The organism is Dyadobacter subterraneus (assembly GCF_015221875.1).
Lineage (GTDB): Bacteria > Bacteroidota > Bacteroidia > Cytophagales > Spirosomataceae > Dyadobacter > Dyadobacter subterraneus.
Window position 1 is genome coordinate 1,594,093 of sequence record NZ_JACYGY010000001.1, and the last position, 15,929, is coordinate 1,610,021.

Consider the following 15,929-nt stretch of genomic DNA (forward strand, 5'->3'; position numbering starts at 1 on the left):
TTCTGTTATTTATAAAATGTGATATTCGGAGTTAAGAGAATCCATATTCTTTGGCTGCCCTGAAAAACCGAATCATTCTTATGCCGGAATGGCGGGGCAATAACATTATAGGAACACTTCAATAATTTTATCTAAAATGATCAACGGCGGAAAATTCTCTAAGTCATTTTCAAACAAAAAATTCGTAAATCATTTTCTGATTATTAGTACTATATCGGCATCATTGATATTTTCAGCTCATCAGGCGATGGCCGATGTTGCCGCAGATTCTGTCAAAGTAACATTGACAGAAGGTACCAACATGGCCACTGATTTATCTCCGGACAAAAAACTTATTGCAGTCGATATCCAGGGAACAATCTGGAGCATACCAATAGCAGGTGGCGACGCTAAGGCATTAACGGATGGTATGGGTGACGACCGTCAGCCGCGCTGGTCACCTGATGGAAACCGGATCGCTTTTCAGTCATTTCGTGATGGATATTATCATATTTGGGCAGTCAACAAAGACGGTTCCGGGCTGACGCAACTAACGTTCGGCGTTTTTGATGAACGGGAACCGGAATGGTCGCCTGATGGTAAGTTTCTTGTTTTTTCATCGGATCGTGGTGGGAATTATGACATCTGGAAAATGGATCTTTCTACAAGCACTTTGACTCAGTTAACCAACGATCCTGCGAATGATTATTTCCCTGCTTATGCGGCTGATGGCGGTAAAATTGCCTTTGTATCAGAACGTACCTCCGGACCGGGAATTTATCTTTTAAATACTGACGGCTCTCAGAAACTGGTCGTGAAAAATACTGCAAAACTTGCTGCGCCATCTTTTAACCCTGCCGGAACACATATTTTTTTCAACACCTTTACCGGTGCTTATAGTAATCTGGAAGATGTTGAAATTTCAACGGGGCATGCAACTGCTTTGACACTTCCGTGTGAAGATGTTTTCCCATTCCGGGCCAGCTGGATTTCCCCACAAGAATATTTATATAGTGCAGACGGAAAAATCAAACGCGCCAAAGTGGGTGAAAAAACGGCAAGTACTATTGCTTTCAAAGCAGTTGCCACTGTCACCAAAGCATCATACACCAGAAAAACATACGATTTCAATAGTGGTAAGCCCAAAACAGTAAAAGGCATAAAAGGACTGAATGTTTCACCTGACGGGAAAAGTTTTGTTTTTTCTGCTTTGGGCGATCTCTGGATTTTGCATAAGGGAACTACAATTCCAAAGCAGTTGACCAAAGATGCTTTTCTGGATGCTGATCCTACCTTTTCACCGGATGGAAATACCATAGCGTTTCTTACCGACCGCTCAGGCGTAATGAACCTTTGGCTGCATGATGTGAAAACAGGAAAGCAAACGCAGCTTGCCAAAACCGAATATGATATCAATTATCCGGTTTTCTCTCCTGATGGGACCAAAATTGCTTTCTATCAGGCAGATTCAAAGAATTCCTGGGGCAGAGGAACACTTCAAACCATCGAGGTAAAATCAGGAAAGATCGAAAAAATCCATGAATCACTTTTTGTACCAAGTCAGCCAAGCTGGTCGGCAGACGGAAAAACGATTGCGCTTTCAGGACTGGAAGTTTATTCGACGCGTTACCGTGAAGGAATTAACAAGATTTTGCTTGTATCGCTTGATAAAAAACCGGACCGTTTTGTATCGCCCGTTTCTGAGCGTTCTCTGGGAACGCGTGCTAAAAACGGACCGGCCTGGTCGCCTGATGGAAAGACGATTGCCTATGTGCAGGATGGTTTATTATGGATAATTGCTGTGGATCCTTCGGGTACAATTGTTGGGCCTCCGAGAGGGCTGACTCATGAATTATCAGAAGTGCCAAGCTGGACGGCAGATTCCAAAACGCTGGTATACATGGCGACGGACACTATTAAACAAATCCGTATTGCGGACGGAAAAGTTGAGTCCATTCCGATGAATTTTAAATGGGATTACAAGCAGCCCAAAGAAACGATCGTAATCCACGCCGGAAAAATTTTTGACGGCAGAAATAAAGAATATGTTAAAAATGTCGATATTATCATTGAAGGAAACCGGATCAAAGATATCCTCCCGCATAAAGCAGGACGAGCGGGAAAACTGGTAGATGCATCTGACAAAACGATCATTCCCGGGTTGTTTGAAATGCATACACATCAGCACGCAATGGCTGGGGCAAAACTGGGACGTTTATGGCTTGCGTATGGTATCACTTCTTTGAGAGAAACCGGTGCGGATCCATATGACGCTTTGGAAAGAAAGGAATCCTGGGATAGCGGAACGCTTACAGGACCACGTGAATTTTTTACCGGCGGTTTGACGGACGGCAGCCGGATTTATTATGGATTGGCAAATAGCGTACATTCTACTGCACAGCTTGATCTGGAACTGGAACGCGCCTCCCAACTTGGCTATGACATGATCAAAACGTATGTCCGGATGCCGGATATTTTACAGCAGCGGATTACCAATTATGCACATCAGATTGGTATTCCGGTGTCATCTCACGAAATTTTTCCGGCGATGCGTTACGGCGTGGATGCGGTTGAACATATTGGTGGTACGAGCCGCCGGGGATATTCACCGAAAATTTCTCAAATGAATTTTACTTATCAGGACGTAACAGAGCTGCTGGTAAAATCTCAAATGAATATCACACCGACTGCATCCCTGCAAGGCGGTTTTTACGCCATGGCGGCAAAAAATCCTGATTATTATGAAAATAAGCAGTTCAAGGTTTTTTATTCAGAGGAATTCAGAAAAGGACTGAAAGATGCAGCTTCACAAATTGAAAAAATGATTCCCGGATATCTGTCTAATTTTGGTACGATTCAAAAAACGGTTAAAAGCCTGATCGCCAGCGGTGCAAGAGTGACTGCGGGTACCGACAGCCCGTTTGTCCCTTATGCGATGAGTCTTCATTCTGAGTTGCAATGCTGGGTTGATGGCGGAATTTCTCCTTTCGAAACACTTCGTTCCGCTACATTATGGTCTGCTGAGGCAGTGGGAGTGAGCAAAGATCTTGGCACAATTGAAAAAGGAAAACTGGCGGATCTTGTCATTGTTGACGGAGATCCGCTTGTAAAAATTGAAGATGCCTGGAATGTGAAACAAGTTATGAAAAACGGAATCCTTTTCTCGCTTGAAGATCTTTTAAAACAGCCTTAATTTATTTGAAATACAATGGTTTTGAAATCAATTAACAAATCAGCGAAAACTGCTTTGGCAATACTGTTCGCGGTATCTGTTGCGAGCAGCAGTCATTTATTTGGCCAGAAAATTCCGGCAGAAAAAAGTGATGTTTTAATTTCAAAACGGATGTTTCCAGCTTTGGAAGAACTCAAAGAATACGTCGCAATCCCCAATGATGCACTTGTTGCCGAAGATATTGACAAAAATCTGATATGGTCACAAGAAGCTTTCGCCAAACGTGGTTTTAAAACGGCAATCCTGAAAACGGGAAAACTTCCGCTTTTTTCAGCAGAAAAAACCTATCCCAAAAATACCAAAACCGTTTTGTTTTATTTCCATTTGGACGGACAAGCTGTTCGTCCGAGCGAGTGGTTTCAGAAAGATCCTTATACGACGGTTTTGAAGGAACAAAGTGCCGACCGAACCTTCAAGGAAATTGACTGGGATTTGTTAAAAAGTGATAAAATCAACGATGAGTGGCGGATTTTTGCCCGTTCGACTTCTGATGATAAAGGCCCGATTGTGATGCTTTTGCAGGCATTGGATATTCTGGCCGCGCAAAACCAGCAGCCTCCTTTTAATGTAAAAGTCGTTTTGGATTGTGAAGAAGAAAAAGGATCGCCGGGATTAAAAGATGCATTGGCTCAATATAAAAACCAGTTAATGGCCGATTACCTGATCGTAATGGATGGCCCGATGCATGCAACAAACCGGCCGACACTGACTTTTGGCTGCCGCGGAGGGACGAGTTTTTCGCTCACTACTTATGGCGCAATTACCCAGCAGCATAGTGGGCATTTTGGAAATTATTCTCCGGATCCGACATTTAGTCTCGCCAAAATCATTTCAACAATGAAAGATGACGACGGACGGGTTTTGATCGACGGATTTTATGACGGAATTAAGTTTGATGCCGAAGCTGTAAAAATAATGGCGGCAGTTCCGGATAATCTGACGGCAATCAACGATCGTTTGCAAATCGCAGAGGCGGAAAAAGTGGGAAAAAATTACCAGGAATCCATGCAGTATCCTTCTTTGAATGTCAGAGGATTAAAAGCGGCTGTGACGGGAAAAGGCGGAGGAACAATTATTCCGGAAGAGGCCCTGGCCGAATTTGGAATCCGTCTTGTACCGGAAACGGAAGGTGCAAGGATGAATTTGCTGGTTAAAAAACACATTGAAAAATTAGGTTATACGGTTCTTGATCATGTGCCAACCAAACTAGAACGCATGGCGCACAAAAAGCTGGTTTTCATGAATAGCGGAGGTGCAGGAAGTCCGGCTTTTCGCACTGAGGTAAATTCTCCGATTGGTGACTGGCTAAGAAAAACAGTAACTGAAAATTTCAAAGAACAGCCGGTTATTATCCGGATTATGGGCGGTTCTGTTCCTGTGGTTCCTTTTATTCAAACCCTGGGCGTTCCGGCGGTTATCGTGCCGATGGTCAATATGGATAACAATCAGCACAGTCCCAATGAAAATCTGCGGATTGGTAATTTGAGAATGGGAATTAAAACGTGCCTTTCAATTTTAACCACACCGATCTGATTGTTACGGAATTAAACAGAGGTAAAGATTTATCTTAACTTGCGTAAATGAAATATAGATTTATCATTTTCTTACTTGCTGTTTTAAATATAGATTTTTGTTCAGGACAAAATGCAGACAGTATCAGGTTTGTCCTGGATAGTGCTAACCATCAGATTCCTTTGAGCGCTAATATTTTAATTGTAAAAAATGGTCAGCGTTTTTTTGAAAAAAGTTATGGATATGCCGATGTTGAAAAACATAAAATCTTAACCGCTAATAATTCTTTTCAGCTCGCTTCAATCTCCAAACAGTTTACTGCTTACGGGATTATGATCTTGAAAAACAAGGGAATAATTGCGTATGACAGTTTGGTCGTGAAATATTTGCCCGAATTTCCCTACCGAAATATAACCATCCGTAATCTTCTAACCCATACTTCGGGTCTTCCAAATTTTTGGAATGATATCAGGCCTAATCTTGATACGTTACGTTCGAATGGCAATAATGATGTGCTTCAATATCTGATTAAAAATCAGTTGCCACTTCAATCTTTGCCGGGAAGCAGATTCGAATACTGTGATATCGGTTATGATTTTCTTGCTACAATTATTGAAAGGCTTTCCGGGAAAAGTTATGAGCAATTCATGAGGCAGAATATATTTCAGCCGCTCAAAATGAACGACACATACGCGTATCTGGTCACAGACATAAGAAGGATTCGTAACAACAAACTCGCAATAGGAAACATTTGGGATCCGGCTAAAAAGAGGTTTTTATATGCTCATTTGCAACCCAAATATAACTTTGTGTTTTATCTGGGCGACTTTTATGGTGATGGATCGTTGGTCTCAACGGCACGCGATCTTGCTGCCTGGAATCAGGCTTTGACAAATTGCACGCTGCTGCCTTATGAAGTGCAGAAAGAATCGATGACACCGTATTTATATGCAGGCAAACCGGTAAATGACAAAAATGGGAAGCCTGTTAATGTAGGATTTGGCTGGTTCTTTTTTCAAACTCCAAAGTTAGGAAATGTCATCACACACGGAGGCGGACACCCTGGAAATCAACATAATATCTTCCGAATACCGGACAAAAATCTTACATTCATCTTTTTATCAAACAGCGAATCCGAAGATCATCAAAAACTTGTTGACAGAATTTTACAACTTTTGTAAGCTCTGTCACCGTGTCGGCAGCACAAAAGAAAAATTGAATTAGTGGATTGCAACTATTTGGATATCTGAACGGTCATATATAAAAAGCCGGGCAAACCCTCTGAATATTTCTCTCGTGGTTAAACAAATCAATATAAATCTCCAAAGTAAAGCACTCATCACTTTGAGCAGGTTTTGCTGTTTACAGCTTTTTATTTTTTTGTTAAGTCTCAATAATTACAACAGGGCTCAGACGCTTCGTGTTTGTTACATACCCGATTCCCGTTCAACCTATCAGGATCATGGTTACACTTTTGACGGGCAGTACATGGCAGGAAGTGGGGCCGCAAAGCTTCTGAATACAGATAATTTTGGTAATAAAGGTATTGTAATAAAGCAGGTTGAGCTTGTTCCGCTCAAAGATATTCCAATTTCACCGGCTACAATTTCAAAAGCAAATTGCGGTGCCGTTTTCGTTGGAATGTTCTATAATCCGCAAAGTCCGGAGGTTATAAATATTTCTGAATTGAGGACAATAAGGGATTGGTCTTTGCAAAAAGAGGAAAATCTCGCTGTGATTTGTGAGTCGCATGCGGCCGTTTGGGGTTATGAAAGAATGGATAGTGAATCCAGAATGAGTACCGCGACGGCGGATGGAGAAAAAACAAAAATTTTTGACGGACCTTTCGGCAAAGTATCCAGGTTTGTACAAGGCGGACATGCCATTGGTTGGCTGAAAGGTGGGGCGCCGGTTGTCCTTTCAAAAAATGAACAAGGAAATCCATCCATGGTTTACGATCATGTAACGGGCGATATTATCTTGGGTGATGTTGATATTTTAACTTCGTTGGGAGGAATTTCTCCCGGAAAATCCATCAACAATGAAAATGATATTCTTTTTGCCAATATCTGGGCGTATGCCATCGATCTGACGAAAAAACCTTTGTCGCAAGGCAAAGTAAAAATTTCCTTTCGCGTGTTTGACAAGGCCACTTTGGCCAAAATTATTACGCCTGTTGTAATCACGGACAAAGCGGTTATGAGTTCTGAACTAATGTCGGATAGTTCGGGAGTAACTTCCGTTTTGCTTTCTCCCAATCAGATTTACCGTTTTCAGATCCGGGCAGCAGGGTATGGAGATTATTTTTCAGAGAAATATGTGAGTGATACACTAAGCGGAATTTTTGATTTTGGCCTTACTCCCAAAGTGGAAATTGAGGAAAAAACAGAAAGAAAAGTAATAGCAGAAAAGATTGAAGATCGGGTTATCAATAAGCCGGCTGTTTTAAATAATCTGTTTTTTGAACAGTCACAATTCAACATTTTACCGGCATCTTTTGGAGAACTTGATTCGCTTGCTGAACGCTTGAAGTCAGAACCAAATCTTAAAATTGAATTACGCGGTCATACAGATAAAATCGGCCCGGCGGATAAAAATCTAATATTATCTCTCGACCGGGTTAAAGCTGTAAAACAGTATTTGATAAGAAAGGGTATTGATCAATCCCGAATCCGGACAAAGGGTTTTGGAGATACAAAACGTGTATATCTGGGTCAGGACCAAGAGCTTAGAACTAGAAACCGGAGGGTGGAAATTGTTTTTGTGGAGTGATGTGAAGATGGATAATAAACTACATTCCGCTTAAATTATTATTCACTCAACTCCACCAATTTCTTTTTCAAATCTTTATTGTGAAGATTTCTTGCAACAATTTTACCATCCGGACCAATAATCAGATTAAATGGGAAACCCTGAACGCCATAAGTTTCAACAAGTCTGTTTGTGCTGTCTGAAAGAATTTGTGTCCAGGGTAACGGATTTTTTTTCAAAAAACCAGAAAGTTTAACAGGGGAATCCAGGCAGGCAATACTAATAAATTCTATCTTGTTCTTATTGATGGCTTGATATGTTTTTTGAAGATCCGGTAACTCTTCCACGCAGGGTTTACACCACGTTCCCCAAAAATCAATAAAAATATATTTGCCCTTATAAGCGGAGGTTCTAATCATTTTCCCGGTTGCAAATTCTTTGCTTTCCAAGGGCTTGAACTGATAGCCAATCTGTGTGGAATATAGCTTTTTGTCTTCTTCTACAATTTCCAGCTGTAAAGTTTTATGATCTGGATCAACGCCTTTGTTACGGTAAGTTACCTGATTCGGTGATGTGCCAACAGAAAGCAATTCACCCTTCCCAATTCCATCGAAAAAATTGTATTTTTTAATGGAGTCGGATTTACTTAATAGCACAATTTCTGGACTTTCATAATCCGGGGCGCTGAATCCTCTCCTGATAGCAAGCTCATAATCCCGACCATCATGCCTTAAAATGGTTTGAGCATATTGAGGAATGCTGTATAAATAATCCCGATTTAACGGTTGATCAGCTACATGTTTTACAATCATAGGCAAACGTCTTAACTCCACTTTTCCTTCGCTGAATATTTCATAGGATACTTTCGTAATCTTAGAATAGTTACGCATGGCATGCCCGAAATTTGCAGATTCAGGATAAAATGGATGTTCATCTTTAAAATCAAGATCATTGTTGATGTCTATCATGACAGCTATTTTTCCGGTTGCATCCATTCCCCTGATAACATAAACGAAACACTTGATTGGTTTTTTAGAAAGATATTTTTCATCGGGAGTCCATTCCCAGGATTTTTGAAAAGACTTGTATTCTTGTTGACTAATGTTTCCTGCATGAAAATTCTGGTAAATCAGCTGTCTGTAATCAAAAGTGACCATGGATTTTACAACGGATTTCCAATTTGATGGAATTCCTGTCACCGGCAGATAAGTTTTTACCCATACAGATCCTCTTGAATTATCAGCAGTATATTCCGGTGAAATAAGTACATAATCGGCTTGAAACGGGCCGAAACCATCAACAATTTTAAGCGGCAGACTTACAATTGCGCCGGCTAGTTCAGACTTGGGATTGCAGGAAAACAAAATGTCAAAAATGATCAGGATACATAAAGCTGTGTATTTCATTATGAGTCAGTTAGTCGGGTTGTGGCTTAACAGAGAGATGTAAATTTTCTAGTAATAACATATCTACCTGGCTGATTTACTGGATCTCATAATATATACACAATTCTGGTTGTGGTCAATAAGAATTATAATTTAATCCATTACTTTTTAAATAATAGTAGTCCCAAGTTGAAAATCGCTTTTGATACTAAAAAAACGCCGCCATATGTTTAAATTAAACCGATTTCGCTGCTTAATATTTTTTGCTGTTTATTCATTTTCGATCTTTTATTCTCTAAAAATATATGCACAGCAAATATCTTCTACGGTCTCCCAAAATAAAGATTGCCACTGTCAGGATCTTGCAAAACAAATATTTCCAAATGCGATTCTCACAACGGTGGAATGCGTTGCAAAAGGAAGTTTTACACCAAATGGAGCGACTTCTCCGATTGCGGATCTGCCTGCATTTTGCAGAATCGCTGCCACTTTAAAACCTGTATCGGATTCAAATATCCGGATTGAAGTGTGGCTGCCCGAAAAAGGATGGAACGGAAGATTTCTGGGAACTGGCAATGGGGGAGGTGCAGGAGCTATCGGTTATGGTGTGCTTGCCAATGGTTTGAAACGTGGTTTTGCTACGGCAAATACCGATATGGGAACTTCGCCGGGTGCAAATGAAATCGTAGGGCATCCTGAACGTTGGGCTGATTTTGGTCACCGGGCTACGCATGAAATGACGGTTACGGGAAAAGCAATTACAAAGGCATACTACAAAAAAACTATTCACCATTCCTATTTTGCTGGCTGTTCCACTGGCGGGCAGCAAGCGCTGATGGAAGCGCAGCGATATCCGGAAGATTACGACGGAATTTTGGCCGGTGCACCAGCCAATAACAGGACTCATTTGCATACTGGTTTTGTCTGGAATTTCAAGGTAACCAATCAGATTCCAGGTAGTTTTCTTCCAAAGGAAAAAGTTGATTTAATCTCAAACGCGGTGCTGAAAGCATGTGGCGGAAAGGATGGAGGAGCTCCGGGAGATAATTTTCTGACAGATCCGGGCGCTTGTGATTTTGATCCGAAAACGCTGCCGGTTTGTGCTGACGGAAAAGATGAAAAAACCTGTCTTACGAAAGCGCAGTTTACAGCCATTTCGCAAATCTATACCGGGCCGAAAAATCCGCGGACTGGTGAGAGGATTTACACGCCTTTACCGATGGGATCCGAGAATTCCGCACTCGGACTGGATTATCAACAAAATCCGAATCAGGCGCCATCTTCCCTTTTTTATCAATATAAATGGGTTTCAGGCCCTCAGTTTGATTACAGCAGCTTCAATTTTGATACTGATCAGCAGAAAATGGATTCAATTCTTGCACCGATTTTAAATGCAAATAATCCTGATTTAGCGCCGCTGAAAAAACGTGGAGGAAAAATACTGATGTATGCCGGCACTGCTGATCCGCTTGTACCATATCAGGACGCAGCTTATTATTATGATCGTGTGGTAAAGAAGCAGGGAGGTTTAAAACAGACACAGAATTTTTTCCGCTTTTTTCTCTTGCCTGGCATGGCGCATTGTGGAGGCGGACCGGGTTTAAATGATTGTGGTCAGCATCTTACTTTTTCAGTGCCCCAGGATAGTGAACATGATGTGATGACTGCCTTAATTAATTGGGTTGAAAAAGGAAAAGCGCCGGAAAAGATAATTGCTGCTGCCTTCAAAGGCGGAGATTCAAAAAGCGGAATTCGTTTTGAGCGCCCGGTTTTTCCCTATCCCCAATTTCCAAAATATATCAGTGGAGATGTAAATGCTCCATCAAGTTTTGAAGCTGGCGAAAACAAAAATTCACATATTTTGGCTCCGGCAGATAGGTATTTGCGGTGAGGATGTGATAATACCGATGAATGAAATTATCTTTAATAAACAAATCATAAGTCTATGAGAAGACTATACACACCGTTGAAAAATCAATTATTACTTCTGGTTATTACTCTTTTTTCTTTTCAGGCATTTTGTCAAACAGCGCCAACCACGCCGGTCACAGATTCTTTGAAAATGGGGCTGAAATTCAAAACGGCTCCGATTTATGCCAGACTAATGCCGTTTGCCATTTATACAGGCCCCGGTATTACCAGGGACCGGATTGCGCAAATGATTGAAGTTGGAAAAACATTTAACGTAGTTGACATAGGTATTGCCTTCGGCCGAAATTCTTTCCGGCCGGATACTTCATTATTTTTGGAGGGAAAAGTGACCATGGATGTTTGTAACATTGGGATTTTTGCAAACGAAATGACCATTGGAGGTGGCCGTGTTTTCGATACGAAAGGAAGTTTGATGCTGGAACTTTCCTACAATTTATTTGCTCAGCTTTCGAAAAATTTCGGCATCGGACTTACGACCGGTTATTACGATTTTAGTAACCAGACCTACGGAAGTTCTAAAACATTTTTTGGAGTTTTCGTACGATATGGATTGCAAAGAAGTGATTCAGGTGGAATTTTAGGTTTGGGAAGAGCCAGGCCTGGCCGTCCCGGGCATAGGGGACATGGCAGATAGACAAAAGCCGGCAAGAAATTATCTTGCCGGCTTTTGCTTTTCAAGATATTGGAGGATTTAAATTTTCCCAAGGTAGGCTGAGACAGTAAAGCGCGACTTCTTGATGTTCCTCTTTAAAACCACCGTGGGCGTCAAAAATAAATCAAAAATCCGCTCAATGCCGATTGTTTTGTTGATGCAGTAGGAATTAAAAGTTCGCCTATGTTTGAAGAACTGCGACCGATGTGTAGACAAAAGTTTTGTTTTATGGGTCGTTGACAATTTGGTTTCTGTAAAAAGTGCTGATCCTATGCAACACTTAATTTATTTGAATAAATTCGATACAAAAAAAGGTTTCAAGTCATCGACCTGAAACCTTTTTTGATTACATTATTTTTTAGAATTTGAAGGAAATCCCCGCATTAACCGAGTAATCTGCAAAAGCTGCGTCTCCACGGATATAAGTATTGTAAGTAGCAGAATTTTCCTTGTCTGTTACACTTTGAGTTCTGTTTCTTGCCAAAGCAATCGGCACGCTTACATAGATGCTATATTTTTTTGTAGTGTAATTAATACTTGGTTCTGCGCTCCACACATAACCCGGGCGACGAAAATCACCGCTTCCGCCCACAATATCGTGAACAGGAATTCCTTCCAAACGAGCCCCGGCAGCAACGGTCAAACCACGAACAACATTGCTTAATGAATAGCTGAAACCACCTCTTGCCATGTATTGATCAGGAACACTCATGATGGCTTCGTTGGCCAAACGTGGTGATAAAGTTTCACGGTAAGTACGCACGCCATTTTGCTCTCTTGGATTAACGAGATAGTAAAAATTCGCATATACGCCAAAGTTGTGTGATACATTGTAATACGTATTGGCCTCGACTGTAAAACCGGTTCCGCCATCTCCAAGCTGAATGGACTGATCAACCGTGCGAAGTTCTTTACTACCGTTAGGGCCAACATTATACCAATAATCCTGATAGTCGTAATCTCCGGTTGGCAGCTTAATGCCTAATCCCAACTGGATATTTCCGCGTGTACTTTTCTTGGGATCAAAAAGCCAGTGGTAAGCGGCAATACGCATATCGCCAATTCCAAAAGAATGTGTACTATGGCGTTGGTTGAAATTATTCACTCCATTAATCAGCCCATGTTCGTACAAAGATGAGCGTGCGTTTGAGATAACGGGCAAATCAATCATGATGGACCAGCGATCATTCAAAATTCTGGTCAGGTTGATATCCAGCGAAGCGGTATGGTTAATCACTTCTGTATGTTGTTTAAGCCTGTCCTTGTTTTCTTCTGTGCCAGAAAAGTGGCGGAACGATTTGAAATAACGCGCACTGGTGGTCAAAACCCACTGCTGATGATCAGTGCTATCAGCATGAGCGAGCATACATGCATTTCCGGTGCTGCGAATAGCCACACAGCCCTGACCGTTTGCCTGATAGGTTGAAAATGAAGATATAGAAAGTATAACGCCTAGTAATAATACAAGTTTTTTCACGTGAAGATTGATAAATAAAAATGGTTGAATTGTCCTAATAATTTTTAGTACAGCCAGCCTCAAAATGATAATGAAGAATAGCATACACGAGATCAGCGAAATGAAAATTCATTTTGCAAAACCGGAATTTTGTTTTGTAAGTAAAAATAAATCAGGCCAATTCGGGCGGGGGAGACAAAATACGGCGATGCGTTTTTGAAGCGTGATAAACGTAATGATCTTTCGCAAGCACAGCAGTTTCAGACCATTCCAACAGATAAAATGTATGTTTTCTGTCCAGTGACAAATATTCCTTAACGAAATTCTTTAAGATTGTTGCGTGTGAGGTTTTGTGCGGATCAGATGGCATTCCTCTAACCTCATTTATAATATTGGAAACCAGCGAACTAAACCGCTCACGGGCATTTTGGTCCAACTCACAATGTACATAGAGTGTATCATTGATGAGTTGCCTGGTTTTTATCTGATAGTAGTTGCCATTGTGCTGAATCACCCCTTCAACGGTTTCGGAAGATTTCCAGTTTGTCTGGTAGGGAAGAGGCACAGGAATTTTTATGACAATATCCTGGGAGTAGGCATTCGTTTCAATATAATTCTGCTTTTTGGAGCTGATTGTATGATTACTTTCACACAGATAGACAACAGAATAGCCGACCGCATTATAAAGTAAAAGCCCAAAAAGCAGAATTGACAGAATTCGGATCAAAGAATTAACATTTAACAGATTCGTCTACAAAATTAGAAGAATGTTAATAAGTTGCAAGTACTCCGGGGTCTGCTGTTTTATTTTTGTCTGGTTTCAGATTAATGATTGAATGGAAACCTCGCATTATTTGCTGTTCCTTATCGTACCTGATTTGGAAATCACAGCTTCTTTTTTTCGTGAATCAGGGGATGTCATCGGATTGTGTTCGGGACGTTCATCGCCAAGCAAAATTCCCCATTGTCTGAACATGTCCGTCCGGTCAAAAATAACTTTTAGTACCGCAATAATGGGCATTGACAGAAACATACCAGGAACACCTGCAATACTTCCTCCAACAATAACGCCAAGAATAGCAAAAAGAGCATTGATCTTAACTTTTGACCCAACAATTCTTGGCATCAAAATATTATTATCCAGAAACTGAACACCAGCAATAACACCCAGAACCGTAAATATCGGCCAAAGTTCCGTTGAAGAAGTCATCGTAAGAATGACGCCAATTACATTTCCTATCAAGGCACCGACATATGGAATTAGATTAAGAATGGCAAAAATCACCCCGATTAAAAGTGCGTGTTTTATACCAATGATCAACAAAGTTCCGCCGACAAGAATAGTCATATAAGTGATCTGGATCAAAAGGCCGATCAGGTAACTTTTAATGATCGTCTCACTTTCATAAATAGCATCTTTTACTTTCGGATGGTGCTCTTCACTAAACCACATAAAAATAAACCTGAGCAGAAGATTTTTGTAAAAGAGAATCAGGTAAATATAAATGGGTAAAAGTCCGACAAATACAAAAACTGAGCTGAGCGTTAAAGCGAAAGTACTTACCCTTTTGCCGGCAAAACTGAGAAGCTCATTTGTGTTTTTATTTATAAAATCGAGCTGTTCTTTTGTAGAATAATGCGTGACACCCGAAACCCAGTTGCTAAGTGTATTGAGGTGGATACTAACATTACTTTTTATTTTAGGAAAATCTGCCACTAGTGAACCCACCTGTGCAGAAAAAAACCAGATAATACCGGCCAGTAAAATGAAAACCAGAAGGATTGGTATGACAATAGCGATTGCTTCGGGTACTTTTCGTTTACTTAAAAACCGGAAAACAGGAAGAAGGACCAGACTTATAAAAAATGCCATAATGATCGGCATCAATATACTTCTTCCTACATAAAAAATGGCTGTCAGAAGAACCAGACCAAGCAGCTCGATCGATCTTCTGACGGTTAATGGTAAATTATTCATGTATTAAAATGCAACAATTTTGTTAATCTTTTATACTTAGCTAGCTGGTTCTGGTTCCAGCAATTCAACTTCAACATGTAATGATTCCAATGTGGCATTTCCATATTGAGTAATCATGGCAACATCTGCTGCATCACGACCATGTGCAATTTCTATCCGGTAACCTTCCGTATGTTCCTGAACGGCGTCAAAAGCATACCAGTCTCCACCAATATATACTTCAAACCATGCGTGTAGATCCATTTCCTGAAGCTTGTCTAGATAACCCACAGTCATACGTGCAGGTATGCAAAGATTTCTGCAAAGTGCTATTGCCAGATGTGTAAAATCCCGGCAAACACCTATGCGGTTTCTAACAATATCCAGCGCAGTTGTTGTGGCGTCAGTTACGCCATATTGATATTTAATATTTTGATGAATCCATTTTCTGATTTCTTCAACCTGATCGTATCCGGGTACAAAATTACCTGCGATTTCCATGGCTAGTTTGTTGATTTCAGGCAAATCTGACTGGCAATAACGGCTGGGAAGAATAAAGTGCATGACCTCATCAGGTAAGTTACCTACAAGTACATACGCCGGTACCGGATTGGGAATAGGTTTGGTCGGATTCACCTGGGCCTGAACTTCTGTGGTGATGGTTACCTGGCCAACGGGCAACACAGCACGCTGACATGGATTTCCGTATAAATCTGTATACTCTGAAAATTCAACAGAGGGGTCAATACTGAATCCTTCCTGTAAAACAGATTGGCCGTCCTGTCTTCTGGGACGCAGCATTGTAGTAACATTTGTGGGCGAATAAACACTGTAGGTGATTACGCTCCTTCCTTTCATTTTCATAAAATCAGAATTAAATCTTTTGGTTAAAGATTTGACCTAAAATTTCATGCCATGAGGATTTTTAAAGTTAAGCAGAATTGATCTTGGTCCCAGACAGATAAAACAGAATTGGAAACCACGACATTGTTAACAATGATCATTTTGAGATTTAACAATATGGAATCCTTTCGAAAAAATTTCAAACGGCAGGCGCTCTGAAAGGGTGAAGG

The 15,929-nt window shown here is 40.8% G+C and carries 11 protein-coding genes; 6 read left to right on the forward strand and 5 right to left on the reverse strand.

The window, feature by feature from the left end; translation table 11 throughout:
• Positions 1-223 precede the first annotated feature (223 nt).
• The 4 genes from IEE83_RS06640 (at position 224) to IEE83_RS06655 (ending at position 7,495) form a co-directional block, all read left to right on the forward strand.
• Entirely contained in the window at positions 224-3,172 is a 2,949-nt protein-coding gene (locus tag IEE83_RS06640; protein ID WP_228101700.1) for an amidohydrolase family protein, read from the forward strand.
• Between the two features lie 21 nt (positions 3,173-3,193).
• Entirely contained in the window at positions 3,194-4,744 is a 1,551-nt protein-coding gene (locus IEE83_RS06645; protein ID WP_228101701.1) for a M20/M25/M40 family metallo-hydrolase, read from the forward strand.
• A gap of 47 nt (positions 4,745-4,791) precedes the next feature.
• On the forward strand, positions 4,792-5,904 hold the full coding sequence (locus tag IEE83_RS06650; protein WP_194119833.1) for a serine hydrolase domain-containing protein: 1,113 nt from the start codon (positions 4,792-4,794) through the stop codon (positions 5,902-5,904).
• 199 nt (positions 5,905-6,103) lie between these two features.
• Positions 6,104-7,495: an OmpA family protein gene (locus IEE83_RS06655; RefSeq protein WP_228101702.1), complete on the forward strand. Its 1,392-nt coding sequence runs from the start codon at positions 6,104-6,106 to the stop codon at positions 7,493-7,495.
• A 38-nt stretch (positions 7,496-7,533) separates the two neighbouring features.
• Here IEE83_RS06655 and IEE83_RS06660 read toward each other — a convergent pair whose 3' ends face one another.
• A complete protein-coding gene (locus tag IEE83_RS06660; protein WP_194119835.1) occupies positions 7,534-8,880 on the reverse strand; it encodes a peroxiredoxin family protein in 1,347 nt (448 codons plus the stop codon).
• A gap of 205 nt (positions 8,881-9,085) precedes the next feature.
• On the opposite strand from IEE83_RS06660, the gene IEE83_RS06665 reads away from it, so the two are divergent.
• Entirely contained in the window at positions 9,086-10,750 is a 1,665-nt protein-coding gene (locus IEE83_RS06665) for a tannase/feruloyl esterase family alpha/beta hydrolase (protein ID WP_194119836.1), read from the forward strand.
• Between the two features lie 54 nt (positions 10,751-10,804).
• Positions 10,805-11,425 (forward strand): hypothetical protein, encoded by a 621-nt coding sequence (locus tag IEE83_RS06670; RefSeq protein ID WP_194119837.1) that lies wholly within the window; start codon positions 10,805-10,807, stop codon positions 11,423-11,425.
• A gap of 376 nt (positions 11,426-11,801) precedes the next feature.
• On the opposite strand, the gene IEE83_RS06675 is transcribed toward IEE83_RS06670, so the two are convergent.
• The 4 genes from IEE83_RS06675 to IEE83_RS06690 form a co-directional block, all read right to left on the reverse strand.
• The gene (locus IEE83_RS06675; RefSeq protein ID WP_310588480.1) at positions 11,802-12,920 is read right to left on the reverse strand and encodes a hypothetical protein; all 1,119 of its coding nucleotides are present in this window, start codon (positions 12,918-12,920) and stop codon (positions 11,802-11,804) included.
• A gap of 151 nt (positions 12,921-13,071) precedes the next feature.
• Positions 13,072-13,626, reverse strand: coding sequence for a hypothetical protein (locus IEE83_RS06680; RefSeq protein WP_194119838.1), 555 nt, complete (start codon positions 13,624-13,626; stop codon positions 13,072-13,074).
• 123 nt (positions 13,627-13,749) lie between these two features.
• Entirely contained in the window at positions 13,750-14,877 is a 1,128-nt protein-coding gene (locus IEE83_RS06685; protein ID WP_194119839.1) for an AI-2E family transporter, read from the reverse strand.
• A 36-nt stretch (positions 14,878-14,913) separates the two neighbouring features.
• Positions 14,914-15,720 (reverse strand): transglutaminase domain-containing protein, encoded by an 807-nt coding sequence (locus IEE83_RS06690; RefSeq protein WP_194119840.1) that lies wholly within the window; start codon positions 15,718-15,720, stop codon positions 14,914-14,916.
• Positions 15,721-15,929 lie beyond the last annotated feature (209 nt).